Here is a 25,407-nt window from a genome sequence, read left to right as displayed (position 1 = left end):
TCAAACGCAGAACCTGTGGGAGCGGGCTTGCCCGCGATTAGGGAGTGTCAGTCGACATTGATGTTGCCTGACACACCGCTATCGCGGGCAAGCCCGCTCCCACAGGGATGTGCGTTTGATTGACTGTTGCCGTCTACATCTCAACCTGCGTGCCCAGCTCTATCACACGATTGAGCGGCAACTTGAAGTATTTGAGGTTGCTGTTGGCGTTCTTCAGCAAGAACGCGAACAGGCTTTCGCGCCAACGGGCCATGCCGATACGTTTGGTCGGGATAACAGTCTCCCGGCTGAGGAAGTAAGTGGTGCGCATCGGGCTGAAATCCAGCTCTTTCAAATGGCATAGGCTCAACGCCAGAGGTACATCAGGCTCCTCGATAAAACCAAAGTGCAGACTCACTCGAAAGAACCCTTCACCATAAGCCTCGACCTCGAATCGCCGGTCCGCCGCCACGCGCGGGCTGTCTTCAGACACCACGGTAAGCAACACCACCTGCTCGTGCAGTACCTGGTTATGCAGCAGGTTATGCAACAGGGCATGAGGGACCGCATCCGCCCTGGCCGTCAGAAATACCGCAGTCCCCTGCACACGATGAGGTGGTTGCGAGCCGATGCTGCTGATGAACAACGGCAGCGGCAGCGAGGTTTCGTCCAGTCGCTCGACAATGATCTTTCGGCCCCGTTTCCAGGTGGTCATCAAAATGAACAGGGCAATACCGGCGATCACCGGGAACGCACCGCCCTGGAAGATCTTCGGTGCATTGGCGGCGAAGTACAGGCTGTCCACCAAGAGAAAACCCAACAGCATCGGAATAGCCAGCCAGCGAGGTGTTTTCCAAAGCAGCAATACAACAGCCGAGGACAGAATGGTGGTAATCAGCATGGTCCCCGTCACCGCCACGCCATAAGCCGCTGCCAGCGCACTGGACGATTCAAAACCGATGACCAGCAACACGACGCCGACCATCAGCGTCCAGTTCACCATGCCGATGTAAATCTGCCCCTGCTCCTGACTGGAGGTGTGCTGGATAAACATACGCGGCACGTAACCCAGCTGAATGGCCTGGCGAGTCAGTGAGAACGCACCGGAAATCACGGCCTGGGAGGCGATGATGGTGGCCAGTGTCGAGAGCGCGACCATCGGCAGCAACGCCCAGTCAGGTGCCAATAGATAGAACGGATTACGTACCGCTTCAGGGTTCCCGAGGATCAGCGCGCCCTGGCCAAAGTAGTTGAGTACCAGGCCGGGGAGCACCAGGATGAACCAGGCACGAGCAATGGGTTTGCGACCAAAATGGCCCATATCGGCATACAGTGCTTCGGCACCGGTCAATGCCAACACGACGGCGCCCAGAATGGCGACGCCAATGCCCGGATGCACCACGAAAAACTGCACCGCCCACGCAGGATTCAGCGCTTGCAGAACTTCCGGCCGTTGCAAGATGCCGTAAATGCCGAGTGCCCCCAACACCACAAACCACAGCACCATGACCGGGCCGAACAGGATGCCGATACGAGCCGTGCCATGTTTCTGTATCAGGAACAGTGCAACCAGGACGACCACGGACAGCGGAACCACCCAATGCTCAATGCCATCGAACGCAAGCTGTAGCCCTTCAACCGCAGAGAGCACCGAGATGGCCGGGGTGATCATGCTGTCGCCGTAAAAAAGTGCCGCGCCAAACAGGCCAAGCAATACCAGGACCCTGCTCATTTTTGGATACGGCGCAGCGGCTCGACGTGCCAGTGCCGTCAAGGCCATGATGCCCCCTTCGCCCTGGTTGTCGGCACGAAGGATAAACAGCACGTACTTGATCGAGACGACCCAGATCAGTGACCAGAAGATCAGCGACAGAACGCCCAGTACACCGTCGTGATTAGCCTGGACTCCGTAGTGACCGGCGAACACTTCCTTGAGGGTGTAAAGAGGGCTGGTGCCGATATCCCCATAAACCACGCCAACCGCGGCGACGAGCAACCCCACTCCCGAGGTTCTGGAATGGGATTCTTCATGGGCCGGGATCGCTGTTTCGCTCACGGGTTGCTTCTCGATAAGGAGGAAGGATTGCAGGCATTTTCATGATCAAAAAAACGCGGCAAGTATCGTCGCGAGGGAGAACATCCACCGTAAAGAATCCGTAAAATTGTACGGGTAGCCCCCTCCGCCAATGATCATCAAGCGATTCACTCCTACTTCGCCGTCCCGCCACGAGGTTTATAGAACAGGAACTTCCGGGTCTCCGCCGTCTTGGTGTATTTCTTCGCCCAGGCGGGTTTCACCGTTCTGTCGTGGAAATACAAAGCACCATGGGTTCGGTCCGTGAGTTGCTTATTGAGCGCCTTGCGCGCGATCTCCTTGGCGATCACATACTCGTCGTCTTCCTTTACCTGATCCGCACGTCCGTCGCACCACCACGAAAACTGGCAGGCGCCCGTTTCAGAACCTTGCTTGACCACGGCGCACACCGTATCGGGAAAACCCTCATGGCCGAGCCGGTTCATGACCACGCTGGCGACGGCTTCCATGTCCGCACCGGCCACACCTTTGGATTCCCAATAGATGCTGCGTGCAAGGCAGGTGATTGCATCGTCTAGAGGGGCTGCGCCTACCGGATCGACCGCCTGCACTTCGGACGGGGTAATGACCTCGGACTTGGGCACCGGAAGTTCGCTGTCCTTCTCGGCAGCTTTCTCTTCCAGGACCTGCGCCTTGTCTTCAGCCACTTCCTGTTTTAGCTCCTGCTCAGTCGCCAACACCTGGCCGCCTAGGAGGATGATTGCGAAGCAGGTGAGTACCCATTTTAATCGCATGATCGATCCTTCCGATGACACTGGCTTGAGCAATGAAACGGCGATGTTGTAGCGCTGACTTGCTGTGATTGTAGTCGTCGCAAGTCATTCCAGCCGCCGGACAATAATCTGCATCTCGATGCGAAAAGGCATTGCATTCGCAGGGGGGAAATCGCGCATCATGAGCGCAGTCCGTCCAAGGGAGATTTTCATGCGCAGCCTGTCATCCGTTTTGCATCTTGCCGTGTTGTCATTCGGGCTGGTGTTCAGCGTCGCCGCGTCGGCGGCCGATGAAACGCAGCTGGTCGAGTCGATCAACATTTATCGCAGCCAGGCGCAGCGCTGCGGCGGCCAGGCGTCTTCGGAGTTGCCACCACTGGCGAGCGACCCGCGTCTGGTCCTGTCCGCCAACAGCATCGGCGACTTGCAGCAGGCACTGGCCCGCGCGGCGTATCCGATGGTCAATGTGCAGGCGATCAGCCTGTCCGGCCCGCGTGATGCGCCGTCCGCCATGAAGGCGATTCAGGAGAGCTTCTGCCAAGTGGTGCTGGACCCGCAATTCGTCGACATCGGCGTCAGCCGCGATGGCCGTGAGTGGCGCATCGTGCTGGCGCGTCCGCTGTTGACCGGGCGGTTGGGTGATTGGCAGGCAGAGGGGCAGAAACTGCTTGAAGCGATGAACAGCGCCCGCGCCCAGACGCGCCAGTGCGGCACCCAAGCCTTTACCGCCACAACGCCGCTGGCCTGGAACGCCACATTGGGCTCCGCGGCCGAGACCCACAGCCGGGCCATGGCCAACAATAACTATTTCGATCACAAGGACCGCGACGGTCGCACACCGGGTGATCGGGCTGAACTGGCCGGTTATGCGGGTCAGCAGGTCGGCGAGAACATCGCCGCCGGGCAAGACACCGTGCGCAAGGTGGTCGATGGCTGGCTGGCCAGCCCGGGCCATTGCGCCAACCTGATGAACCCTCAATTTCGCGAGCTGGGTGCGGCTTACGCGGTGGACCCGAAGAGTGACGCAGGCATTTACTGGACGGCGATGTTTGGTACGCCGTGAAGGCTTGAATCGACAGTTGAAAAAGGAATCGTGATTTGAATAAAGCCCCCTCCTCGACCGTCGAACAGGAGCTGTCGAAGCCTGAGGCGATCAGCCTGCGAGAAGCCTTCCTGTTCTGGCTGAAGCTCGGTTTCATCAGTTTCGGCGGGCCGGCCGGACAGATTTCGATCATGCACCAGGAGTTGGTGGAGCGCCGACGCTGGATCTCGGAACGGCGTTTTCTGCATGCACTCAACTACTGCATGTTGCTGCCCGGGCCTGAGGCTCAGCAACTGGCAACCTACATCGGCTGGCTGATGCATCGGACGTGGGGCGGCGTGATTGCCGGCGCGCTGTTTGTGCTGCCTTCGCTGTTCATCCTGATCGGGTTGTCGTGGGTGTACATCGCCTTTGGCGAAGTGCCGGTGGTGGCCGGGCTTTTCTATGGGATCAAGCCTGCCGTGACCGCCATTGTGGTGCAGGCGGCCCACCGAATCGGCTCGCGGGCATTGAAGAACAACTGGCTTTGGGGAATCGCCGCGGCTTCATTCACGGCCATCTTCGTGTTCAATGTGCCCTTCCCGTTGATTGTGCTGGGCGCCGCGTTCATCGGTTATGTCGGCGGACGTCTGGCACCTGAGAGGTTTCGCACCGGGGGCCACAGCGCCGCGAAAAAATCCTTCGGCCCGGCCTTGATCGACGACGACACCCCGCCTCCCGAACACGCTCGCTTCAGCAGTTTTAAATTGTTGCGCCTGTTGCTGGTGGGCGCGGCTTTGTGGGTGTTGCCGATGGGCATTCTCACCGCACTGTTCGGCTGGGAAGGCACCCTCACCCAGATGGCCTGGTTCTTTACCAAAGCCGCGTTGCTGACGTTCGGCGGCGCGTATGCCGTGCTGCCCTATGTGTATCAGGGCGCGGTCGGCCACTATGGCTGGCTGACACCCACGCAGATGATCGATGGCCTGGCGCTCGGCGAAACCACCCCCGGGCCGCTGATCATGGTGGTGGCCTTCGTCGGTTTTGTCGGCGCCTATGTTCAGCAGGTGTTCGGCCCTGATCATGTGTTCCTGGCCGGCGCCCTCGCCGCCACGCTGGTGACCTGGTTCACCTTCCTGCCTTCGTTCCTGTTCATCCTCGCCGGCGGACCGCTGGTGGAGTCGACGCACAATGAACTCAGGCTCACCGCGCCGCTGACCGCGATTACTGCGGCAGTGGTCGGCGTGATCCTTAATCTGGCGTGTTTCTTCGGCTACCACGTGCTGTGGCCCAACGGCTTCGGCGGTCAACTCGACTGGCCTTCGGCGCTGATCGCCATTGCAGCGGCCATTGCCTTGTTCCGCTTCAAGCGGGGTGTGATTGAGGTGTTGATGGGGTGCGGGCTGATCGGGCTGGCGGTGCATCTACTGCGCTAGCCCATCAAGACGCAATCAATGACGTTGCCGTTGCCTCTGTAGCTCAGTCTTCAGCCAGAGGCTGGCCGGTTGTACCCCCGCCGGACAGCGCACTTCATAGGCGCGGCCACTCATACTGCTCTGGGTGGCCGCAAGCTCAATGAAGTCTTCTGCGCTGTTCACCTTGTCCCTCTCTTCGAGGTACTCCAGCTTCTTCTCCAGATGCGCCCGGGCCTGAGCACCTGGGTATTCACTCCCGTTGCGCACAAACCGGCACTCGCTGTGCTCGACAAAGTCCAGCAAGCTGTTTATTTCCTGAGTGGCTTGAGGTGGGGTTTGCGCCTGCGCATCGGGCATTATGGCGGTCAGGCCGATACCCGCCGCGATCAGCCAGTGGCTGAAATGCCGAGTGAAACGTCCAGGCAGAATTCCCATGGTGATACCTCGCATGACTGACGGCAGATCAGAGCGGTGATGCCCGCTCTGAAGGCTGGCGGGCAAGTATCAATCGTCGTCGCGGTCGTCGCGGTCCCGATCGCGATAACGACGGCGATCATCACGACGGTCGTAATCCCGGTCATACCCTCGATCATCACGTTGGTCATAGCCTCGGTCATGGTCGCGACGGTATTCACGGCGGTGATCACGATCATACCTGTCGTCATCTTCCCAGTGAGGAAAGCAGCCTCCCAGCAGGAGGGTACTTGCAATGGCCAGGGTCATTATCGCGGTGCGCTTCATTTGAACGTCCTAAAAGGTCAGAGCTGCGGGGATGAGGTGACGCTTCCCGCGAAATAAATCGCAGTGCGTTCAAACCCATAACTACGACCTTCCAGCCAATCAATGATTCCGTTATCGCAGGGCCTTACAGCGTTCTTTGGCTATTGCCGATGGTTTTGGCTTTTTCGATGGCCCAGTCCAGCGCGGCTTCCATGTCCAGCAGATGCGGTGACGGATGGTTGTCCTCAACGATGGCCGAACCGTCCGGCCAGTAAACACCGATGAACATCCCCAGCGAACCGTCTCTCAGTATCTCGGCCTTAACCTTGATCGTGCATCCGTTCGATAGCGTTTCCGAGTGGATCATATGGCGCTCAGTCATGGCTGCATTCCTCCCGTCGTTGCTATCAGCGTAACCCATGCTGCACTGAGCGCGATGACGCTCAAGCGTCTATCTGCACCACCTCGATCCCCAGCTTTTGATAATCCTCGACATTGCCCGAGGCCACGTGACGTTCCGTGATCAGCGTATGCACACGGTTGCAAGGCGCAACAACGAAGGGCTCCACCGCCCCCAGTTTGTCTGCGGTGGTAACCGCAATCACGTGGGAAGCGCTGGCGAGCATTGCCTGCTTCACCGGCACCTCATCGAAATGCAGCGAGCTGATGCCGACTTCCGGATGAATGGCGCAGACCCCGGTGAACACCAGATCGGCCTTGATGCCCTCGATCAGTCGTAGGGTTTCATGGCCGCCGGAAGACATCGTCGCGGGATTGAGCTGACCACCGGCGACGATCACCGTGATGCCTTTGTATTCGGCCAGGGTGATCGCGATCATCGGCGACGCGGTAATAGCCGTAATGGAGATGTCAGCGGGCAGCGAGCGCGCGATCTGCAGCGTGGTGCTGCCGGAATCGAAAATCACGATCTGGCCGTTTTTGACCCGGCGTGCGGCGAGTTGAGCCAGGCGGGTTTTCACTTCATCGGTTTCGCCAACCCGGGTGAAGTAATCCTTGCCCGTGTCCTTGGGACGCGGCAACGCCCCGCCGTGCACCCGCTGCACCAGCCCGGCGCTGGCCAGCTCCGACAGATCCCGGCGGATGGTGTCTTCGGACACGGTGAAATGCTGGCTCAGTTCAGAGGCCATGACCTTGCCGTCGCGTTCAAGGATCAGCAGGATTTTCTGACGGCGCAGCTGCGGGAGTTCGGCGCTGGAATGCTCGGCTTGCATGGTTATGCCTGTTTTTGCGTGTTTGTGCGAGATTAGCCAAACACTGGAGTGAACACAACCGGCATGGCAGCGCAGAACCTGTGGGAGCGGGCTTGCCCGCGATGGCGGCGGCACTTACAGCATTAATGTCGCCTGACACGCCGCCTTCGCGGGCAAGCCCGCTCCCACAGGATTGTGGTCAACTGATGCCCCTCACAACGCACTCACAATGAACTCGCGCAACCATTGATGCGCAGGGTCGCGATGAACCCGCTCGGGCCAGAGCATCGACATCTCGTAACCCGGGACATCAAGTGGTGGCTCGACCACCTCCAACGCCCCCGCATCGCGAACCAGCCGCGACGGCAGCATCGCCACCATGTCAGTGCTCTCCACTACCGACCGCACAAACAGGAAATGCGGGACCGACAGCACCACCCGACGCGTCATGCCCACCGCCGAAAGCGCCTGGTCGGTGACACCCTGAAAACTCCCGCCATCCCGTGACACGATCACGTGGTCGAGTTCGCAGAATTGCGCCAGTGTCGGCCGCTTTTTCAACTGTGGATGGCCGGCACGCCCTACCAAAACATACTGCTCGGTAAACAACGCTCGACGCCGCAAGCCGAGGGGCGCGTCCTCGCTGGTGTGAAAAGCCAGATCGATTGCCCCCTGCTCCGCTTGCCTGGCGATCTGAGACGGGACCAGGTCAAACACCGCCAAACGCGTACCCGGTGCTGCCGAACGCAGCCCGGCCAACGCGGGCAACACGATGGTCGACTCACCGTAGTCAGATGCCATGACATTCCACGTCTGCCGTGCCTCGACCGGGTTGAAAGGACTGGCGGGCGACACGGCGCGCTCCAGGGCTTCCAGTGCCTGGCGCAACGGCTCGCGCAACTCATCGGCCCGGGCGGTGGGCCGCATGCCGCGTGGTCCTGGCAACAACAGCGGATCACCGAAAATGTCCCGCAATTTGGCGAGATGAACACTCACCGACGGTTGAGACAAACTCAGGCGTTGCGCCGCACGGGTCACGTTGTGTTCCGAGAGCAAGACATCAAGAGTCAGCAACAGATTGATGTCCAGGCGCCGCAGATTATTCATGGTAATACCTGGCATATTGGTTATTCATTTCCAATATACCGGCTAAAGTCTGATTCTGCTGGCTCCTGACACCGGAGACTCAGCCATGAAAGTTCTGCTCGTTTATGCCCATCCCGAACCAAAATCATTGAACGGCTCGCTCAAAGACTTTGCCGTCAAACACCTGGAGGCTGCCGGCCACCAAGTGCTGGTCTCCGATCTATACGCGATGGACTGGAAAGCCTCACTGGATGCCGATGACAGTCCCGGCCGGCCAGCCGACTCACGGTTCAACCCTTCGCAGGACTCCAAGCGTGCGTTTGAAGAAGGTCGGCAAAGCCAGGACATCGTCCTCGAACAGGAAAAACTGATTTGGGCCGATGCCGTCATTCTGCAGTTCCCGCTGTGGTGGTTCTCGATGCCGGCGATCCTCAAAGGCTGGGTGGAACGCGTCTATGCCTATGGTTTTGCCTATGGCGTAGGGGAACATTCCGATGCGCGCTGGGGTAACCGCTATGGAGAAGGTACGCTGGCGGGCAAACGGGCGATGCTGATCGTCACTGCGGGTGGATGGGAGTCTCATTACAGCCCTCGGGGCATCAATGGGCCCATCGATGATCTGCTATTCCCCATTCAGCATGGCGTACTGTTTTACCCCGGCTTCGACGTGCTGCCACCGTTCGTGATCTATCGGACCAGCCGAATGGATGAAGCGAAATTTTCAACAACCTGCGACGCGCTCGGTCAACGGCTTGATGACCTCTGGAAGACCGCACCGATTCCTTTCCGACCGCAGAATGCCGGGGCATATGACATTCCGCAACTCACGTTGCGCGCGGAGATTGCTTCGGATCAGACTGGATTTGCGGCTCATGTCAGACAGGTAGAGCGTGATGAATCAGGCGTGCGCGCGCCATTCGCAAAAGTGAACGCCGTGTAGAACAGACTGGCTACCCGCAAACACGAAAAAGCCCGCACAAGGCGGGCTTTGGAATCGATGTAGGTGGCCAGCGCTGGTCTCTGGCTTACAAGGTTTATCGGGCCTCTCACAGAACAGGATTTTTAACTTTAGGCTGTTCTGCCTCACACGGCATAAGGGCTGGATCTCAGCGCGGAGATCTTTCTAACCGTGTACCCTTGGGAGCGCGCCCCACGCTTCCTCGCTATCCCTTTGCGCATCAGTCTGCGTCTTCACCTACAGCTTCAGAATAGCAAATCATACGAAGCCTGGGCCGGGCTTTTTAGACCGATTCTTTTCCAAGGGAACAGTGGGAGGATTGAAAAATAATAATGGCGCGCCCTATGGGTCGAACCAGGATGACTTTAGCCGGCAGAGAACGCATCAGCGGCGTCGCGCCTGAGAGCATCCCTGAGTTCAATCCTGATTTTCGCTTATTCTAGCTCGCTTGGTTGTGGGACTAGCTAGCAGACGGTGCGGGATAGAAATAGCTGCTCCCGCGCAGCTGCAGACTGTATACCCAGATCCCGAAGACCAGGGCGTACTCCTTAAACATCGGGAGCGTCAGCAGGTGCACGATAGAATCGCTGCGCATCTGGCTGAGGGAGAAAGTCACACCCAATGCCAACGCTAGAATAAAGCATAACGAGCTGCTCTTTTTCCTGCCCAGTAGCATCAACCCGCCTACGCACATCAGAAGCGCTACGGTACAAACATTGAGCAATACCAGGATCGAAATATCCCCTTGTCGGGTTTGTTCAAATCCTTCGTTGACCACCCAAAGACCCGCTTGAATCAAGACGATAAAGCAGTAAAAGACAGTCATGAAGACCGGGACGGGACGTGTGGTGTACCAAGGCTGAGGCATGTTTTCTTCCATAGTGAAGTTGTTCCTGGAGGATTAAGCGCAATCGCGGATTATAGGGGGTATGTTAACGTTCTTATACGATGCATGGAAATAGGGGGCAGACCACGTTTATCTTAACTCACCAAACCAACCAAGCAATAAATAAATCCGCCCCCCTCTCTTCACTATTTCGTCAAGAAGCCCACTGAGTTTCCTCAGGAAAATCTCCACTTTTCCAAAAACGAATTAGCTTCATAGCAGCTCTTTTCGACCATTCCCCATTTACATCCAGAGGACATTCCTTCAACACACAAATAGTTTCATCCTTTTTTCCCAGCCGTATTATCCCAACCTCCAAATTCCGGCCGAACGTGTATTCAACATACTCTTCAGTTTCTACAACCTTATCCATCTCTATATAAAATGCCATATCTATCCCTTTCAGCTACCTAGTGGACGAGGGTTTCGGACCGGTATTTTTGTCATGAGCAAAATTGGAAAAGACCATATTTTTTCACGTCATAGAAAAATGCACTCTGCCCCCGCTCACTATAAACAAATCGTCCACTTTCTATTTTTCTGCGCAAAGTCCAACTAATGCGATCTGTGCAGACCAAGCCACTTACAAAACGCTTCATAAACATAGTCATAAGCTTGCTCTTCGGTGTCTAGCACCGCAAGTTGATCCGAAAGATCACGCTCCACGTAATAAACCTTCCATTTGCCACCCTCCAAAACGACACACAATCGCCCTTTAAATATCCATTATCTATATACCATTGAACAGAGTTTGGCAGTTGGAATTGCGTCCCCATTCCCGGCTGCCCAAACCATGGTAAGACTTTCACCTTGGTGACACCTGGAAGGGGCTGGATAACTTCATATTGGAATATACGGCTTACTGGTCTCATATAGTGAAACTGGGGGCAGACCACCATTAAACCGATGGCTTACAGCCGCCCAATGGCAGACAAAAACGTGGTATGTCCCCGTTTTTTCCTGCTGGATCAGGCGTTATTCATACAAACCATCGCCGAGGCGTTTGAGGTCGGGGTCGGGGTCGGGGTCGGGGTCGGGGTCGTAGCCGAGGTTGGCCAGCCCGCTCGTTCACCAATAGCTGCAACTGGACAAATACCAAAGCGGATAGTAACCACTCCGCACCCGAGGCAGAAATCCCTCCTCCTGAGACGAATGGATCTGTCCTTTCCTTATCTCAAGTCATCTCCTCTAGCTTACTTTAAATACCAAAGAACCTGAGCCAACTCCGTGCCTTTGTTTCTTGCGAATGCAAATGTGTGCTCGGGCCGTTGGTGCGCAGTAAATCGCCTGGATAATGCGGATGTCCCAAGCATTGGCTGTCATCCAATCTAAAAACCTCAACGGCAGCTACAGCCTCCATGCACCAACGTCCAAAGTAGCTGCCCGTTTCCAGCGGGTGCTTTTCAGGATCACCGTAGTGATACCACCACGGTTGCTGCTTGCCGCGTCGGTTGAGTTCCGGGTACCAACTGTCGACAAACGCTTGCAGAAGAAGGGCCTGTTGCTCCTTGGGTGCATCGAGGGTTTTAAGCAATCGGGCATAGGGTTTTTGATGCAGGAGAACATCTCCAATGGCGCGTGATGGCTGGCGACTGGCGATTATTCGATCCAGCAAGATGTCGTTGCCTTCTCCACCAACGAGGGCCAGCAGTCGGTTCCACTGATCGTCAGGAATGTGCAAGACAAGCGCCAGCCCAACCAGCCAGAAGCACCAGATATAGTGGTTGAGATCGGATAAATCGAATACCCAATCGCGGCAGGTTTTCAGATTGTGTTCGGCACACACTCCGTCTGCCAGGTCATTCGACAATTCCCAGGTATCGAGAAGTTGGGGGAACCACTGCTCAATCTCGGAAATAGGATCACCTTCGGTAGCGTCGAAGCATAAGGCGCAAAATCTCCCTGGACGTATCCCAAACAAACTGAGGCCGATAGAGTGGATTACCCGGCGGGGTTTTAATTTGCTCAAGATTCTTAGTGATACTTTCTTCACTATGTTTTGTCCACTTGTCCCAATATCCCTCCCCCCCCAATGAATCCCGGATCATGGCTGTGCTCCTGAAAGATTTGTTTTTGTGCTTAATATTTTGGACGTATCAATGAGCTTTGGCTTACCTAAAGAATCGAGCATCTGGATCTCAGTGGCCCCATCTGACCCTGTCCTCACAACCCATGTCTCACCCGCTCGAGGTAGACCGAAGGTCGTCAGGCTGGGGTACAGAAAGACTACAGAACGGGGGCAACTTGGGTGCTAACGGGATGCAAGAAGGTGACAAAAAGGGGCAGATAGGGTGCAAAAACACCGGCGCTAGGCCGGTGCCAGATCATATCTAGGCTTCTACAACTAACAAGAGACGTTCAAACCGCAAGCAGAGATAAAATCACGTATTGGTATATCAAGAAAGCTACTCTCTCCAGCGGAAAGAACATCTTGCAATGTGACGATGCCTTTTTCAAAATCCAAAGAAACGTCAAAGCAATTAAACTCGAACTCCCTGAGCAGAACGCTCTCTGAGCGCATCCGCTCATCAAAGGCATTTTTCAAAATAGAGCGAACGCTGTCGTCCAACTCTTGGACGACAAATCGTTCTATTAGTGTGCCGCCACTGCTCATAACCATTCCTAACCAGTACGGGAATGCAATCTGAATTACACCATCCCGAACATTTATTTTGATTGTTGATGTTGGAGTGCCTGAGACGCTTGTTCCAATCACCTTGCCTGCGTTGTACTCAATAACGTGCCCACCTGGGCCATTAGGAGTTACCTTCCCATATCTCAATGCATTATCAATATAACTAGAGACGTCTTTAACAGATGTTCCTTGCGAAAACCTACTAACATTCGCAAATCCTGAGTCAGGTCCATGGCGATAGAATACATACTCAATACCTGTCATCAGACCGCCCTTGCTATAAGTGCTCGCGCTCCACGATGCATCTATTTGTCTTGGAGCTGATAACGCCTTGATCGCGTCACCTACAACAGCCCTAGTTCTTTTTGCACCAACTAATCTTCGACGATTATATCTATAGCTTGCCCCTTGATCAGGACTCGCCCCCAGTCGCCAGTCAGCTCATAACCACCATCACTCTCAACAAAACTGTCTATATTTCCATAATCAAACTCGCCTGAAGCATCTGCATATTCCACAAACCTCCGGTCAAGCCATTCGAAAGAGTCTGCATTTAGAAAAAGCAACGAAACCTTCCTATAGCAATACTTCTCACCCTCTTGTGGCCTTTTATATTTCGGATGTTTTTCAGTAAGAACCGCTTCCAATTCAAAGATTAGCGAGCCCTCCCCCTCGCGAACTGATAAAACATAGCTATCTTCGAGATAAATATTTGAAAGCGAGGGGTTTTCATAATAATTCATATTCATTCTCACAAATCAAAATCAATTAGCGCGTGGTTATCCGGGCTTTTTCTAGCTACCTGATTACCAAAAGCATCTGTTCTTTGACCTGTTTCATTTTTAAACTCAACATGCGGATCAGTACTTCCTTGTGCACGTGAACTGCCTTGCTTGATTGTTACACGAGGAATGCCATTCTCGTCAATATAATTGAGAGGGCCACCGTCAGTCTGAGCAAGTTTCCAACCTTGAGCCTCCGCATATTGCTTCAACTCACTAGCTTTTGGCGTTCGACCAGATTCAAAAATCTTATCAATGCCTTTTGCGCCTGCTCCCTTTACAGAATTCGGATTAACTCCAAACCCATCCGCATCCGGCGAGGTCCCTACACCTTTATCCCCAGAATTTCCACCCCGAACCTTGGCACCCCATCCCTCGGTCACCAGTGTGTTGCCAAAATTGGCGATCATCGCTGCCTTTTCAGCGACACTCAGCGCATGGCCCACAGTCTCAGCAAACTAAACGAGGCTTCAACTATGGATAGATACATGCCCTTAACCGGAATCGACCTGATCCCGGCCTCCCTGCTCATCGACACACAAGCCCCACTCGACGTCCTGCAAGCCATGGCCGACTACCGCATTCGCACCGTCACCCAAGTGCTGGAAAACATCGCCTTTCGCGCCGAGATTGGTTGCGACACGGTGGTGCTTTTTGACTTTTCCAAACTGCTGGCCATTCCGTTGCGGGATGGTTGTGATTTGATGGATGTGATTGGTAGACGGTTGCGGGCGCAGGCTGCGGAGTGAATGAAAATGGGCGACCTATGGGTCGCCTGTTTCATATGGGGTATACAAATTTATTTACCTGCTTCCATTACGCCCTCCTGAAAATAGATCAGAAGGTGTAAACCTTATTCAGGACGGGACGGAGGGAAGACCTCAGGGTTTCTCCCCTATTATTTACACCATGTAACCCGCAGATCTCATCTGCGTAAGCACCGCTTCATCAAATTCCTGATCAGATATACCTCTAATCGATTTAGCACTCTTCCAATGCCATATCACAGGAAGGATTCTGCTATCCAAACGATCATATTCCTCCAAAAAGATATCTGCTAAAGCATGCTTATCTAAATCATGAACGACCTCCAGCATCATGTTCAACACGATGCTTGGCGACTTTCCATCCAGTATTTGCGCTAACAAATATCTACTTTCCGAAAGTGACATAGGTAATTTCGCCGATGGTTTCAATTTTCTCGACCTTCGTGTATCCGTATTTTTGGGATATCTGGCCTGTCCAGGTATTCAAAGCAGCATTTTCTTTTGACATTCCATTGGCAATATTCTGCAGATATTGAGCAGTGTTAACGCTGTCAGTACCCGCCACCCAAGCCCCACGGATTTGATTGACCTGGATGCCTTCATTGCCAAGGCGTTGCATTGCGCTGGCGAACATATCAGTGCCCGATGCATCGTACAAAGGGTGATTCTGCGCCGCACGAATATCAAATCCAAGCACTCCTGCTTTATCCACATTCACGACCAATCCTGCTACGCCATCAGGATTGCCATACCTGAGGGTGGTGCCTCCGTTGTTGGACACACTCATCATAAAGTCATTTGTGACATCAACTTTGGGAATGGGTGGCTCAATGCTCCCCAATCCTCCTTTTGTGCCGATATCGACGGGGGACTTTACACCACCCAAACCACCATCTATCGCGAGCCCGAGGCCAACGCCAATCGCTGTGGCTGCAGATTCATTACCTCTAATAACATCCGCACCACCGCCCTGCATGATGTGTAGATTGTCCAAATACCCTTTTAAACGCAACTCTTCTGGCAAGCTCAGGATCGAATTCCAGGCGTTTTCGATATCGTCAGCAGCGCAGCTCGGGCAATTGGCCGCGCCCATTGCCCACAGCGCGGTTTTCGATGCACCGCTAGCCGCTCCCTCCAGCGCCAAGACGAAGCCTTCTTGGCTGCCCTCTCCTTTGGCATTCAACACTTCTCGCATGTATTTAGCGTCTGTTCGGTACTCCAGTGGATCGACCAAGGCGACGTTTTTCAGGACCTTATCCAAGGAGGCTCTATCCTTGAACAACTCCACTAATCCCACACGCTCATTGTTGTAATCAGCCAACGAAACTTGTAGCAGGTGATCATTTTTGGCTTGAGCCAACTCTGTTCTGAGGAAGCTTGCCGCTTTAGCGGTATTGCCATCCTCCTCACTGAGGACACTGTTCCAACCGCGATCAACCATTGCCGCTGCTGTGCGTAAGAGTTCTTGTTGGGCCTCCTCAATGGTCAGTCCATTCTCACCAGCAAAGCGCTTAACACGCTCATCGTCGCTAGCAAACTCAATTTCATCGGGATGCAACTGTCGGTTGTATAACGTCCCGTTCTGCGCAACCCACGCTCCCGTTTGCAGCTTTTGGGTATCGGCATCAGGATCTTGCACAGCAGTCGTCAGCACGCCAATCAGTTGCGAGTTCATGGCCAGCAGTCGATCCCTGTCCGCTTTCGGCATCCCGGCATAGACCGAGGCCAAACCGTCGACCAGGGCTTCATTGACCCCTGCCGCCAACGCGCCCGTTTTGAAATCACCGCCAGCAGCGAGCGAGGCCAAGCCGCCCATCACCGCGTGCAAGCCGATTTTGGCGAGGCCACTTTCTGGCAGTTGGTAGTAGTTCCCGAGATCGCCCACCAGGTTGAAACCATAGGCAGCAAACGCATTCACCAGACTGCTTTGCAAGGCATCACCAAGGCTGCCGTCGCGACCCAGTGCTTTATTGAGCAGCGCAGAGGTGCTGTTTTGCAGCGCCTGGTTCGCGGTGAATTGGGCGATGCCTTCCAGGCTGCTCAATCCACCGGAATTGGAAACTACGACCTTGCCCGTGTTAGCCAAAGCCCCGTTGGTGGAATCAGTCAACGCGGTACCTGATTCTGTGGTGGTGCTGGTCCAATCGTTGAACAGACCGGTGGCAAGACCCGCCACGGCGCCGGCAACGATGTAGTTTTTCATGCTGTCGGCGCTGAAGGTTTCTTTGATGGCGGCGCCAAGATTGCCTTTATTGTTGATGGTACTGACCGCAGCCGTACTGGCTGCGGAGGTCATCATCGCGGTGAGAGCGGCGTTCGCCCAACCAGCGGCGACCGCTTGCGTCGTTGCGGTCGCTGCAGCACCGCCTGCGAATGCGCTGCTTGCCCCTGCGTTCGCGGCCGAAGCCACGAAACCGGAGGCTGCACCAGCCGTGAAGTAGGTGACGAGGATGACGATAATGATCATCGCCGGGCCACCCAGCCCGGAATGGCTTTCATCCCAGCTGTCATGCAGCTCTTTAACCCGGCGCCAATCCACATCGCCCCGCGCTTCTACGTCTTTGAGCCAGGCCATGCTCGGGTCAGCTTGCACCATGGCATCGATCGCCTGGCTCACGCTTTGTTGGTTGATGTCTTTGATATCGATGTGTAACCCATCAACCGCTTTGATGAGCGTCTGGCCTTTAGCGACCAGCTGGCTTTGCCGCAGCGTTTCATCAACCTGGCCTTTGTTCTCCATGCTGGTCCACGCCCAGCTATTGCTGCTCTTGTTGTGGCTCTCCTGGTGCGAGTCCTTCACCGCTTCGAATGTAATGCTGCCACCACTGTCGAGGATGATGTCTTTACCACTCTCAAGCTTCGCCACCTGATACCGCTGATTCCCACCACTGGACAACGTCAGATCGCCACCGGATTTGATCTGCGTACCGATGTGGGTGATCTGCGTCACCTCATCGCGCTGGGTCTTTTTACTGCCCCAACCACCGCTTTTTTTCATGTCATACAGCGAGTAATCACTGTCTTGCGCGGCCAGCAGTTGCAGGTCGCCGTCGGCGTGCAGGTAGGCTTCTTTGCCGGCGCTGATGTCGCTGGCGATCAGGGTCATGTCCTTGCCGGACTTGAGCGTGAGTTTGCCGCCGGCCTCCAGTGTGGTGCCGACCTGGCTGACGTGGTCTTCCTGTCGGGTTTCCTTTTTGTCCTTGAAGTAGGAATGCTCTTCGTCGGCAGCGGCACCGAAGAACACATCGCGCTTGGCCTCAATGGCCACGTCGCCCTTGGCGTCGATCTTGCTGGCGACCGCTGCCACATCGCGGCCGGCATCGATTGTCAGGCCGGCACCGGAACTGACCTCTGCGCCGTGCTGGGTGAGGGTTGAGTCGAGGAAGTTGGTACGGCTTTCGGACTTGCGCTCCTCCACAGAGGTGATGCTGACGTCGCGCTTGGCATCGATGGCCATGTCGCCACCGCTTTTCAGCACACCACCGGTGTTGAGGACGTCGCGCCCGGCGTTGATCACCAGTTTGTTGGCGGCTTCTATCCGTGCCGCGTTGTCGACGAAGTCCCGTGCGTGGCTGTAGTCGCCAACGCTGCTGTCGTGGGAGGTCACCGTGCGCTCGTTGACGACGTCGCCGTTGGTGGTCTCGAGGGTCACATCCCGCCCCGCAATGATCCCCCCCGCCTTGTTGGTCAAATTATTGGTGGCGAGCAAATCCAACCGTTCCCCCGCCTCCACCAACCCGCTGCTCACCAGATCATTCTTGGCCGTCGCATCCAGATTCTGGCTGGCGCGCAAGGTGCCGGCGTTGTTCAGGTCTTTGCCGGCGATCAGGGTTACGTCTTTGCCCTGGATCAACGCACCGTTGGCCGCCAGGCGATTGTTGGCGTTGGCCAGGTACAGCACCGGCACCAGGACTTTTTCGCCGTTCACTTCGTGTTCTTCGAGCCAGACGATGTCGTGGGTCAGGGCCGCGACTTGCTGTGAAGTGAGGGTTACTCCGAGGCTCAGGTTGAGCTGTTCCTTGCTGGCGATGGCGTTGTTCATCAGGTATTTGTAGAGCGCTTCGTCCGAGGTCTGGCCGTCGATGAAGCGTTGGCCGGTGCGGGCGACCACGGCTTGCTGGATCAGGCGCTGTTCGTAGAGGCCGTCACCCAGGCGCTTGGCGCTCTGGTCGGGGTCGTAGCCCAGACCGGACAGCAGGTAGTCCGAACTCATGAATTGCTTGAGGTCGGTGAGTACCGGGTTGGTTTCGATCAGGTATTTGTGCGGCTGGGATTTGCCGGTGTTGTTCGGCAGGCCTTGCACACGGTTGAGGGTGACCGGCGCGCTGGCGCCGGTGAGGGTCCAGCTTTGCGGGCCGGTACCGGTCGGGTTGCTACTGGCTTCCTGGCTCAGGCGGAACAGGCCGTTCTGGCTGGCGGGCAGGCTGAAGCCGGGCAGCGTGATCGGGTTGACTTGTTGCTGGGCCAGATCGGGGGCGAGTTGCGCGTTGATGGAGATCGGTGTCGAGTAGCCACTGCCCGCGCCGGTGTCAGCCTTGGTACGACCCGCCGCCACATAGGCGTAGTACGGGCGAATCACGCTGTTGTTGATGTTCTGGGTGGCATCGAGGGTGACGTTTCCACCCGCCTGGATGATGGCATCCAGGGATTCGCCGCTGATGACGCGGTTGCTGGTCGGCAGTGTTTCACCCATCCAGGCCAGAAAGTTGCTCATGTCCTGTTCGACGGTGGCCGAAGGGGTCGGGTTGTTTCGTTGGGTGAAGAGGTCGGCCATTCTAATGGCCGAGGCGGTTTCGTTGACCCAGCTTACGAATCGTCGAGTGGTTTCGATGTCCTGCTCTTGCACACCCTTGTTGTTGATCGTCGACGCATGGACAGCTAAATCGCCAGCAGCTGTCATGCTACTGCTGGTGTTGTTCACTTCTCCCGCATTAATCAACAGGTCCGCGCCGCTGTTGATCGAGGCAGCTTCAGAATGAAGCGTGACCTTCAAGCGATCGGTTTCTGCAATTTCCCAAAGACCGTTTATGCGGCCACCGCCACGGCTGTCACATCCATAGGCGATCAGTGCGCACGACAATTGAGTGATGGTCACGACACTTTTCTCATGCTCGGTGTACTGCAACACATCCATGACGTTGTTAACCGTCGTGGCGGCGATCGTCAGATCGCCCGTGCTATCAATCCCGCCAGACCTGTTGTCCAGCAGATCAGCCTTGGTGCCGTTTTTGTCCCTGGCAATGAGCGTGCTGCCCAGGCTGTAGACCTGCCCGTAGCTGTTAGTGAAGCTGGGGCTCAGGAGCTGCATGTCTGCGCCACTGAAGATCAATCCACGGTCGTTGAGTAACACGCCTGTGGTCAACGTCAGGTTTTTGCCGGCGCCCACAGTGCCGGTGTTGTTTACGCTGCCGGCCGTCAGGGTCAAGTCGGCAGCCGACGTCAGGCGGCCCGCGTTGCTGAGTTGTCCACCCACGGAAATGGTGGTGTCGCCGCCCCCTCCGAGGCTCGATGAGGCATTGAGATTCAGTTGTGCAGCGCTGAGGCCAAACGTTCCCAGGCTGCTGACCCGGCCATTGCCCGAGTACGTGCCACTGAGATTCAGACTCAGGTTGCCGTCGCTGGCGATCAGGCCATCGTTATTCCAATTGCCACCGCTACCGGTCAGTGTGCTGACGGCCAGCAGTTGACCGCTGGCCGTCTGGTTGAGGCTGTTGATGTTGACGGTCAGGTTATCGGCCTGAATCACGCTGCTGTTGGTCCAGCCGGCGGCGGTCAGGGTCAGGCCACCACGGGTGACGAAGTTGCCGCCAGCGCTGCCCAGTTGCCCGGTGGCGATGTCGAAGAGGCCGGTGCCGACGTGCAGCACGTTGCCGCCGACGTTCAGCAAGCCACTGGCAGTGAGGGTCAGGTTAGTGTTGGCGGATTCCACGGTGCCATTGCGGTTGTCGAACAGGCCGCCGAGGGTGAACGCGGTTTTACCATTGCTGCCTAGTGCGCGCAGTTGACCGGTCTGGTTGTCGAGGCTCGCCGCCGTGATAGTCAGGGTGCTTTCGCTTTCGATGATGCCCAGACGGTTGTTCAATGCGCCGCGCAGGCTCAGGTCGATCTGTTGCCCGCCGATCTGCCCGTCGTTGTCACCGCTGTTGTCGAAGTCTTTAGCCGTGACGCTGACCAACCCCTTGGCATAGAGCCCGCCATTGCGGTTGTCGAAGCTGCCGTTGGTGCCGGTGTCGACGATGGCATCACCGGTTTGCGCGGTGATCCGGCCACCGTAGTTGTCGATGCCGGCCAGTGCCTCGAGGTCCAGGCTCTGGGCCTGAATGATCCCGCCCTGGCGGTTGTTGTTCAGGTCATAGCCGTTGCGCAATACGCCGGTGATATGGCTGCTGAAGGCGCCTTGCAGGCTGGAGAGCACCCCGCCGCGGCTGTCGAGGCTGGCGGCGGTGATGTCGAGGTTGCCGGCCTTGGCGACGATGCGCCCGCTCTGGTTATCGATGGCGCCGCCAGTTTTTACCGTCAGGTCGCCCTGGCTTTGCAGGCTGCCCTTGGCGTTGTCGAGGCTGGCGGCGTTGAGCGTCAAGCCAGCGTTGCTGCTGAAGATCAGACCGTTCGCGCTGTTCTGCACCGCGCCAGTGGCCGTGAGCGTCAACAGATCGTTGGCCGCGACAGTGCCGCCATTACGGTTATCGAGACCACCGGTCAACAGGCTCAGCAAACCCTGGCTGGCCAGTTGGCCGCCCTGGTTGTTGATCTGTACCGCGCGCTGAATCACCAGCGGGCCGTTGCTCGCCAGTTTGCCATTGGTATTGGTCAGGGTGCCGAGCAAATCAAGGGTGACCGCGCCATTGCCGGCCAGGGTACCGGCGCTGTTGTTCAGATCGGTGCCGGTGAAATAGATGTCATGTTGGGCGTTGATGGTTGCGTTGGTGTTGTCGAGCGCTTTGGCCTGGATATCCAGAGCGGCACCACTGTCGATCAAACCTCCCTGGGCATTGTTGAGTGTTCCGGTAATGACGAAGGTTTGCGCACCGATGCTGGAAAGAATGCCGTTATCGCTGTTGTCGAGGCTGGCGGCCGTGACCTTCAACGTGCTGTTGCTGACCAGTGCTCCGGCATTGCTGTTGCGCACGGCGCCGGTGAGGTCGACCAGCACCTCACCGTCGCGGCTCGACAAAGTGCCGTGATTGCGGTTGTCGAGGCTGCCGCCCAGAAGGCTCAGGCTTTGCCAACCGGAGATCAGACCATTGAGGTTGGTGGTGGCGTCGGCAGTAAGGTCCAGTTGCTGACGACTGATGAGTTTGCCATCGCTGTTGTCCAGGTTGCGCCCGGTCAGCGTGTAGCTTTGGCTGCTGGAGAGTTCACCACCCCGGTTGTTCAAGTCCCGCAGGTTGCGGATGCTCAGTTGGCCAGTGGTGGTGATCAGGCCGTTGGCGTTGTTCAGGTCGCCCATGGCGCCGCTGAAATCGATGGCAATGGCGCTGCCGAGCAACGAGCCGCCGTTCTGGTTGTTCAAACTCTCCGCGTTGATGCGCAGGTTGTGGGTGGCGTTGATCAGTCCTTGGTCCTGATTGTCGAGCTGGCCGTTAACCCGAAGCTCGAGGTCGGCCCGACTGGTGAGGGTGCCGCCGTTGTTGTTCAGGCTGCCGGCCTGCGCATCGACGCTTGCTGCGGCGATCAAGCCTTTGACGCTGGTCAGTGCCTGCTGCACGCGCAGGGTCACTGCCTGATTGCCGAGCAGTTTGCCGTTGCTGTTGTCGACGCTGTCGGCCGTCAGCGTGAAAGCCTGGGCACTGGAAATTTCACCGCCCTGGTTGTTCACCGCCCCGGTGGCGGTGATGCTCAAGCCCTGACCGGCGTTCACCAGTCCCGCCACGTTATCCAGAGTGGCCATGCGCAGAGTTGCGGTGGCCAGACTTGAGACTTCGCCATTGCGGTTGTTCAGGTGTCCAAGGGTGGCGTTGAGATTGCCGGTACTGGTGATCACCCCCTTAGTGTTGAGAACCTGATTGGCCGTGAGATTGAGGTTGCCGCTGCTCGACACTCGCCCGTTGCTCTGGTTGTCCAGGGTCCCGGCGGTGATGTTGGCGGTTTGCGCGGCGCTCAGCGTGCCGGCCTGATTGTTCAGGGTCTGGCTGGTGTTGACCGTCAGGGTGCGGCTGGCCACCACGCTTTTACCGGTGTTGTTGAGGTTCTGCGCGCTCAGGCTCACATCACCGTTGGCGTTGCGGCTGGTGTCGGCGTTGACCCCGGCCTCGATGACGCCGTTGTTGCTCAGCACACCGCCGGCACTCAACGTGATGCTGTCCCGCGCGGCGAGGGTTTGCTGGTTGGTCAGGTTGCCTTGGGTTTGCACGTTGACGGCGGTGCCGGCGTAAACCGGTCCCTGGGTGTCGAGACTGACGGCTTTGACGTTGACGGCGCCCGTGGCAGAAGTCTGCGCGAGGCTGAGATGCCCATTGGCATCGAGCTGGATATCACCGCCACTGGCCGCCAGGTTGCCATCGAGTCTCACCCCGACTCCGGCCTCGGTACCCACCAGTTTGATCGCCCCGGCGTACATGCCGCCAAGGGCCGAGGAATCGATGGCCAATTGCGGTTTGGCGCTGCCGTCATCGGCACGGGCGGTAGCGTTGAGGCTGTCGGCGTTGACGTCGTTGCGACCAGCGACGATGGTCAGGTTGTTCGCCTGAATCTCGGCGTTGATCTTGGCGCTGCGGGTGATGATTTCGAAGCGGTCGACGTTGTTGGCGTTGAGCCCGGCGCCGTCAATGGAGACGCTGCCCTGATCGACCTGGAAGCGATCGAGCCGACCGTTGTCCAGCACCGGTTTGCCGGTGGTCAACGTGACTCGCGGGGTGTTGATGAAGCCGCAGCCGTTGCAGCTGATGCCGTAGGGGTTGGCGACGATCACCCGCGCCGACTGCCCCGCCACTTCGGTGTAACCGCGCAACTGGCTGGGGCTGCCGCCGACCACTTCGTTGAGGATGGTTTGTGCGGCGATCCGGTTGGTCAGATTGGGGTTACCAACGATGATCCCGCCCAATTGCGTCGCGCCGGTCTGGTTGGCGACGTTGCTGAGGATCACGCCCTGGGTGCCGACGTTGTAATCGTGAAACTGGTTATGCGACAGGCCCGTGCCGTTGGGCGTAGCGATGTTGACGATCGGCACCCCGTTGCCGGCCTGACCGAGGCTGGTGCCCGGCGAGGCCACCACAATCCCGTCGGCCTGGGCCCACATCGGTTGCCAGAACATGACGTTGGCCAACAGGAACGCCAACCCGCGTTTGGGCATGCCCCAGAAGTGCTCACGGTTTTTGACCGCAGCAGCGGGCTGGCCAGCGAGGAAGGCCAGTTGACGAACGTCCATGATTTGAATCTCGTTAAAGCAGAATTTAGAGGAAGACATCCACGCGGGAATAGATCGGCGCTTCGCGCTCGGCTAGCGCGTCAGGGACGATTTGGCGGACAAAGGCACAGCAAAATCGGGCACAAGCTCGTCACGAAGGCAGGTGAATGCATGTTCACCTGTGGCAATGGAGACTGATATCACAATAGTGGCGCGATATTAGATGGCCATTATTCAGGCGTCAAATTGTGGATGCATTCGGGCAGGAAGATCAGCGAAGGTTCAGGGCTGTTGCCCTTACGATTTGCGCGGGCATTTCGTGCGATGACTGTAGCGATGGCCTTCGAGAGACTTGAGCACGTATGGCGAGACGACGTACGTCAACAGGTGCATGTTTTTGTTGGAGTAGATTTGGAGGGGATCCCTCGCAATCCCCCTTCCCGTCTAAGGGAGGAACTTCCCAGTCGGCCCCGCACTCGTTTTGGTTGTGCGAAAAATCTTATAGCCCACCGTCTGCCTGGCTGACGTCATATCGACATGGATAACCATGACATTCGAGTGATTACCGTAAAAGGAATCCGGATCGATACACGACAGCGTGGAAATTCCATTGGGCAGGGTGTGCGAGTGGTTCATGTTGTAGATCTGCTCGGGCCTGATGTTTGGGGTGTACTGGTTTATCGGGCTGGACATCAACTCATTGATCACCGTGCTTTTCTCACCGCGCGAAACCTCAAGCGTGGCGTGATAAGAGGTGTGCATGTCGCCTGTCAGGAAGGTCAGGCGTGACACGTTTTTTTCGAGGACATGTTCAAGGATGCGGCTTCGCTGTTCTTCGAAAGCAGGATCCGACCATTTGTCACCTTCAGAGTTTTTCACCACGCCCACGAATGGCACGCTGGTGACAACGAACTTCAGGTCATCACGGTAACGCGACAGCCAGCGCAACAGGTCGTCTTCCTGGACTTCATCGAGCAGGCGCCTTTGCGCCGTGCTGCGGTAATAACGGGTGTCCATGACGAAGAACTTCACCGCGCCGTAGTTGAACTCGTAGTGGTAATGATGCTCGACATGACGGCTCGAAGGGTTGTGCGAATGCTGAAACTCCCAATACGCCTTGATGGCTGCGTTCGCCAGCGCTTGCGTGGACGAACCGGTGGCCGTGTCGAAGTTATTGATCAGTTCATGGTCGTCAAGAATCATGTAATGCGACAACTCTGTCAGCGTCCGGCGCGCGGGCACACAGTCCTCCCAGGCATCCAGATACTTGTCACGAAAGAACTGCACATCGATGGAAGGCTGGCGCGGGATGTCCGAATAAATCTGGTCGCCGCAATGAATCATGAAGCGTGCGTCGTTGTTTTTGGCCACACGAGAAATCTCGACCCAGGCGCGGTCGGGCCTCTCCAGTATCCCGAGCGAATGCAAATTGCAGGAGCCGAGCACGAAAGAGAATGATCCGGTCAGCTCTACCTCGGGAAAGGTGCGAAAGCGCCCTTCGGTATAGGCATCACGAACGCGCTCATCGGGTGCCGCACCGCGGGTCTTGCCGAAGGCCACCTTCACGGTATAGGGCGTATCGGGATTGAGCTTTTTCCACTCCAGAACGCAGGTATAAAACTCCTCTGCCTGCGCTTCGAGCACCTTGGTGGGGCCTGTCGCGTTGTTGTCGCAATCCACTACATCAACAAAGGCCACCGGCCAACGCTCGCTGGCGCGTACCCACACTTTAATCGACGTATCGGTGGTATGACCGAGAATGAGCCGTGCCATCTGATTTCCTCCTGAAACCT

The 25,407-nt window shown here is 56.7% G+C and carries 21 protein-coding genes; 4 read left to right on the top strand and 17 right to left on the bottom strand.

Going from position 1 to position 25,407, the window contains the following annotated elements:
• Positions 1-133 precede the first annotated feature (133 nt).
• Positions 134-2,035: a potassium transporter Kup gene (locus tag AB7M22_RS08685; protein WP_454185941.1), complete on the bottom strand. Its 1,902-nt coding sequence runs from the start codon at positions 2,033-2,035 to the stop codon at positions 134-136.
• 152 nt (positions 2,036-2,187) lie between these two features.
• The gene (locus AB7M22_RS08680; protein WP_454185940.1) at positions 2,188-2,808 is read right to left on the bottom strand and encodes a cell wall hydrolase; all 621 of its coding nucleotides are present in this window, start codon (positions 2,806-2,808) and stop codon (positions 2,188-2,190) included.
• A gap of 190 nt (positions 2,809-2,998) precedes the next feature.
• Between AB7M22_RS08680 and AB7M22_RS08675 the strand changes: the two genes are divergently transcribed.
• Both AB7M22_RS08675 and chrA read left to right on the top strand, forming a co-directional pair.
• Positions 2,999-3,850 carry a CAP domain-containing protein gene (locus AB7M22_RS08675; RefSeq protein WP_427623484.1) on the top strand — a complete coding sequence of 284 codons (852 nt, stop codon included), beginning with the start codon at positions 2,999-3,001 and terminating at the stop codon, positions 3,848-3,850.
• 35 nt (positions 3,851-3,885) lie between these two features.
• Positions 3,886-5,244, top strand: a complete 1,359-nt coding sequence (chrA, locus tag AB7M22_RS08670) for a chromate efflux transporter (RefSeq protein ID WP_454185939.1) — start codon at positions 3,886-3,888, stop codon at positions 5,242-5,244.
• Positions 5,245-5,259: 15 nt separating this feature from the next.
• Here the strand turns inward: chrA and AB7M22_RS08665 are convergent, their stop codons facing one another.
• From AB7M22_RS08665 to AB7M22_RS08645, 5 genes are all read right to left on the bottom strand, one after another.
• Positions 5,260-5,658 (bottom strand): DUF5329 domain-containing protein, encoded by a 399-nt coding sequence (locus AB7M22_RS08665; RefSeq protein ID WP_454185938.1) that lies wholly within the window; start codon positions 5,656-5,658, stop codon positions 5,260-5,262.
• Positions 5,659-5,727: 69 nt separating this feature from the next.
• Positions 5,728-5,964: a hypothetical protein gene (locus AB7M22_RS08660; RefSeq protein ID WP_008006269.1), complete on the bottom strand. Its 237-nt coding sequence runs from the start codon at positions 5,962-5,964 to the stop codon at positions 5,728-5,730.
• 124 nt (positions 5,965-6,088) lie between these two features.
• Positions 6,089-6,325, bottom strand: a complete 237-nt coding sequence (locus AB7M22_RS08655; RefSeq protein WP_007904583.1) for a hypothetical protein — start codon at positions 6,323-6,325, stop codon at positions 6,089-6,091.
• Between the two features lie 61 nt (positions 6,326-6,386).
• On the bottom strand, positions 6,387-7,175 hold the full coding sequence (locus AB7M22_RS08650) for a DeoR/GlpR family DNA-binding transcription regulator (protein ID WP_454185937.1): 789 nt from the start codon (positions 7,173-7,175) through the stop codon (positions 6,387-6,389).
• Positions 7,176-7,367: 192 nt separating this feature from the next.
• Positions 7,368-8,261 carry a LysR family transcriptional regulator gene (locus tag AB7M22_RS08645; protein WP_454185936.1) on the bottom strand — a complete coding sequence of 298 codons (894 nt, stop codon included), beginning with the start codon at positions 8,259-8,261 and terminating at the stop codon, positions 7,368-7,370.
• Between the two features lie 85 nt (positions 8,262-8,346).
• On the opposite strand from AB7M22_RS08645, the gene AB7M22_RS08640 reads away from it, so the two are divergent.
• Entirely contained in the window at positions 8,347-9,180 is an 834-nt protein-coding gene (locus AB7M22_RS08640; protein ID WP_454185935.1) for an NAD(P)H-dependent oxidoreductase, read from the top strand.
• A gap of 478 nt (positions 9,181-9,658) precedes the next feature.
• Here the strand turns inward: AB7M22_RS08640 and AB7M22_RS08635 are convergent, their stop codons facing one another.
• From AB7M22_RS08635 to AB7M22_RS08605, 7 genes are all read right to left on the bottom strand, one after another.
• Positions 9,659-10,066, bottom strand: coding sequence for a hypothetical protein (locus tag AB7M22_RS08635; protein ID WP_033036779.1), 408 nt, complete (start codon positions 10,064-10,066; stop codon positions 9,659-9,661).
• A 172-nt stretch (positions 10,067-10,238) separates the two neighbouring features.
• Positions 10,239-10,475 (bottom strand): hypothetical protein, encoded by a 237-nt coding sequence (locus AB7M22_RS08630; protein WP_454185934.1) that lies wholly within the window; start codon positions 10,473-10,475, stop codon positions 10,239-10,241.
• 238 nt (positions 10,476-10,713) lie between these two features.
• Positions 10,714-10,956 carry a TNT domain-containing protein gene (locus AB7M22_RS08625; RefSeq protein WP_454185933.1) on the bottom strand — a complete coding sequence of 81 codons (243 nt, stop codon included), beginning with the start codon at positions 10,954-10,956 and terminating at the stop codon, positions 10,714-10,716.
• Positions 10,957-11,282: 326 nt separating this feature from the next.
• Positions 11,283-12,077 (bottom strand): PoNe immunity protein domain-containing protein, encoded by a 795-nt coding sequence (locus tag AB7M22_RS08620; RefSeq protein ID WP_454185932.1) that lies wholly within the window; start codon positions 12,075-12,077, stop codon positions 11,283-11,285.
• Positions 12,078-12,428: 351 nt separating this feature from the next.
• Complete coding sequence (locus AB7M22_RS08615; RefSeq protein WP_454185931.1) at positions 12,429-12,983, bottom strand: hypothetical protein; 555 nt, start codon at positions 12,981-12,983, stop codon at positions 12,429-12,431.
• A 110-nt stretch (positions 12,984-13,093) separates the two neighbouring features.
• Complete coding sequence (locus AB7M22_RS08610; protein WP_454185930.1) at positions 13,094-13,462, bottom strand: hypothetical protein; 369 nt, start codon at positions 13,460-13,462, stop codon at positions 13,094-13,096.
• Positions 13,463-13,470: 8 nt separating this feature from the next.
• Entirely contained in the window at positions 13,471-13,911 is a 441-nt protein-coding gene (locus AB7M22_RS08605; protein ID WP_454185929.1) for a hypothetical protein, read from the bottom strand.
• 66 nt (positions 13,912-13,977) lie between these two features.
• Between AB7M22_RS08605 and AB7M22_RS08600 the strand changes: the two genes are divergently transcribed.
• The gene (locus AB7M22_RS08600) at positions 13,978-14,250 is read left to right on the top strand and encodes a hypothetical protein (protein ID WP_454185928.1); all 273 of its coding nucleotides are present in this window, start codon (positions 13,978-13,980) and stop codon (positions 14,248-14,250) included.
• Positions 14,251-14,403: 153 nt separating this feature from the next.
• On the opposite strand, the gene AB7M22_RS08595 is transcribed toward AB7M22_RS08600, so the two are convergent.
• The 3 genes from AB7M22_RS08595 to AB7M22_RS08585 all read right to left on the bottom strand — a co-directional run bounded on the left by AB7M22_RS08595 (position 14,404) and on the right by AB7M22_RS08585 (position 25,387).
• Positions 14,404-14,673: a hypothetical protein gene (locus AB7M22_RS08595; RefSeq protein ID WP_111455433.1), complete on the bottom strand. Its 270-nt coding sequence runs from the start codon at positions 14,671-14,673 to the stop codon at positions 14,404-14,406.
• The gene (locus AB7M22_RS08590) at positions 14,654-23,635 is read right to left on the bottom strand and encodes a two-partner secretion domain-containing protein (RefSeq protein WP_454185927.1); all 8,982 of its coding nucleotides are present in this window, start codon (positions 23,633-23,635) and stop codon (positions 14,654-14,656) included. The genes AB7M22_RS08595 and AB7M22_RS08590 overlap by 20 nt, the downstream gene beginning before the upstream one ends.
• A gap of 423 nt (positions 23,636-24,058) precedes the next feature.
• Positions 24,059-25,387, bottom strand: coding sequence for an alkaline phosphatase D family protein (locus AB7M22_RS08585; protein ID WP_454185926.1), 1,329 nt, complete (start codon positions 25,385-25,387; stop codon positions 24,059-24,061).
• Positions 25,388-25,407: the final 20 nt, after the last annotated feature.

Source organism: Pseudomonas sp. ADAK2 TE3594, assembly GCF_053628675.1.
This window is presented reverse-complemented; position numbering and strand designations above follow the sequence as displayed.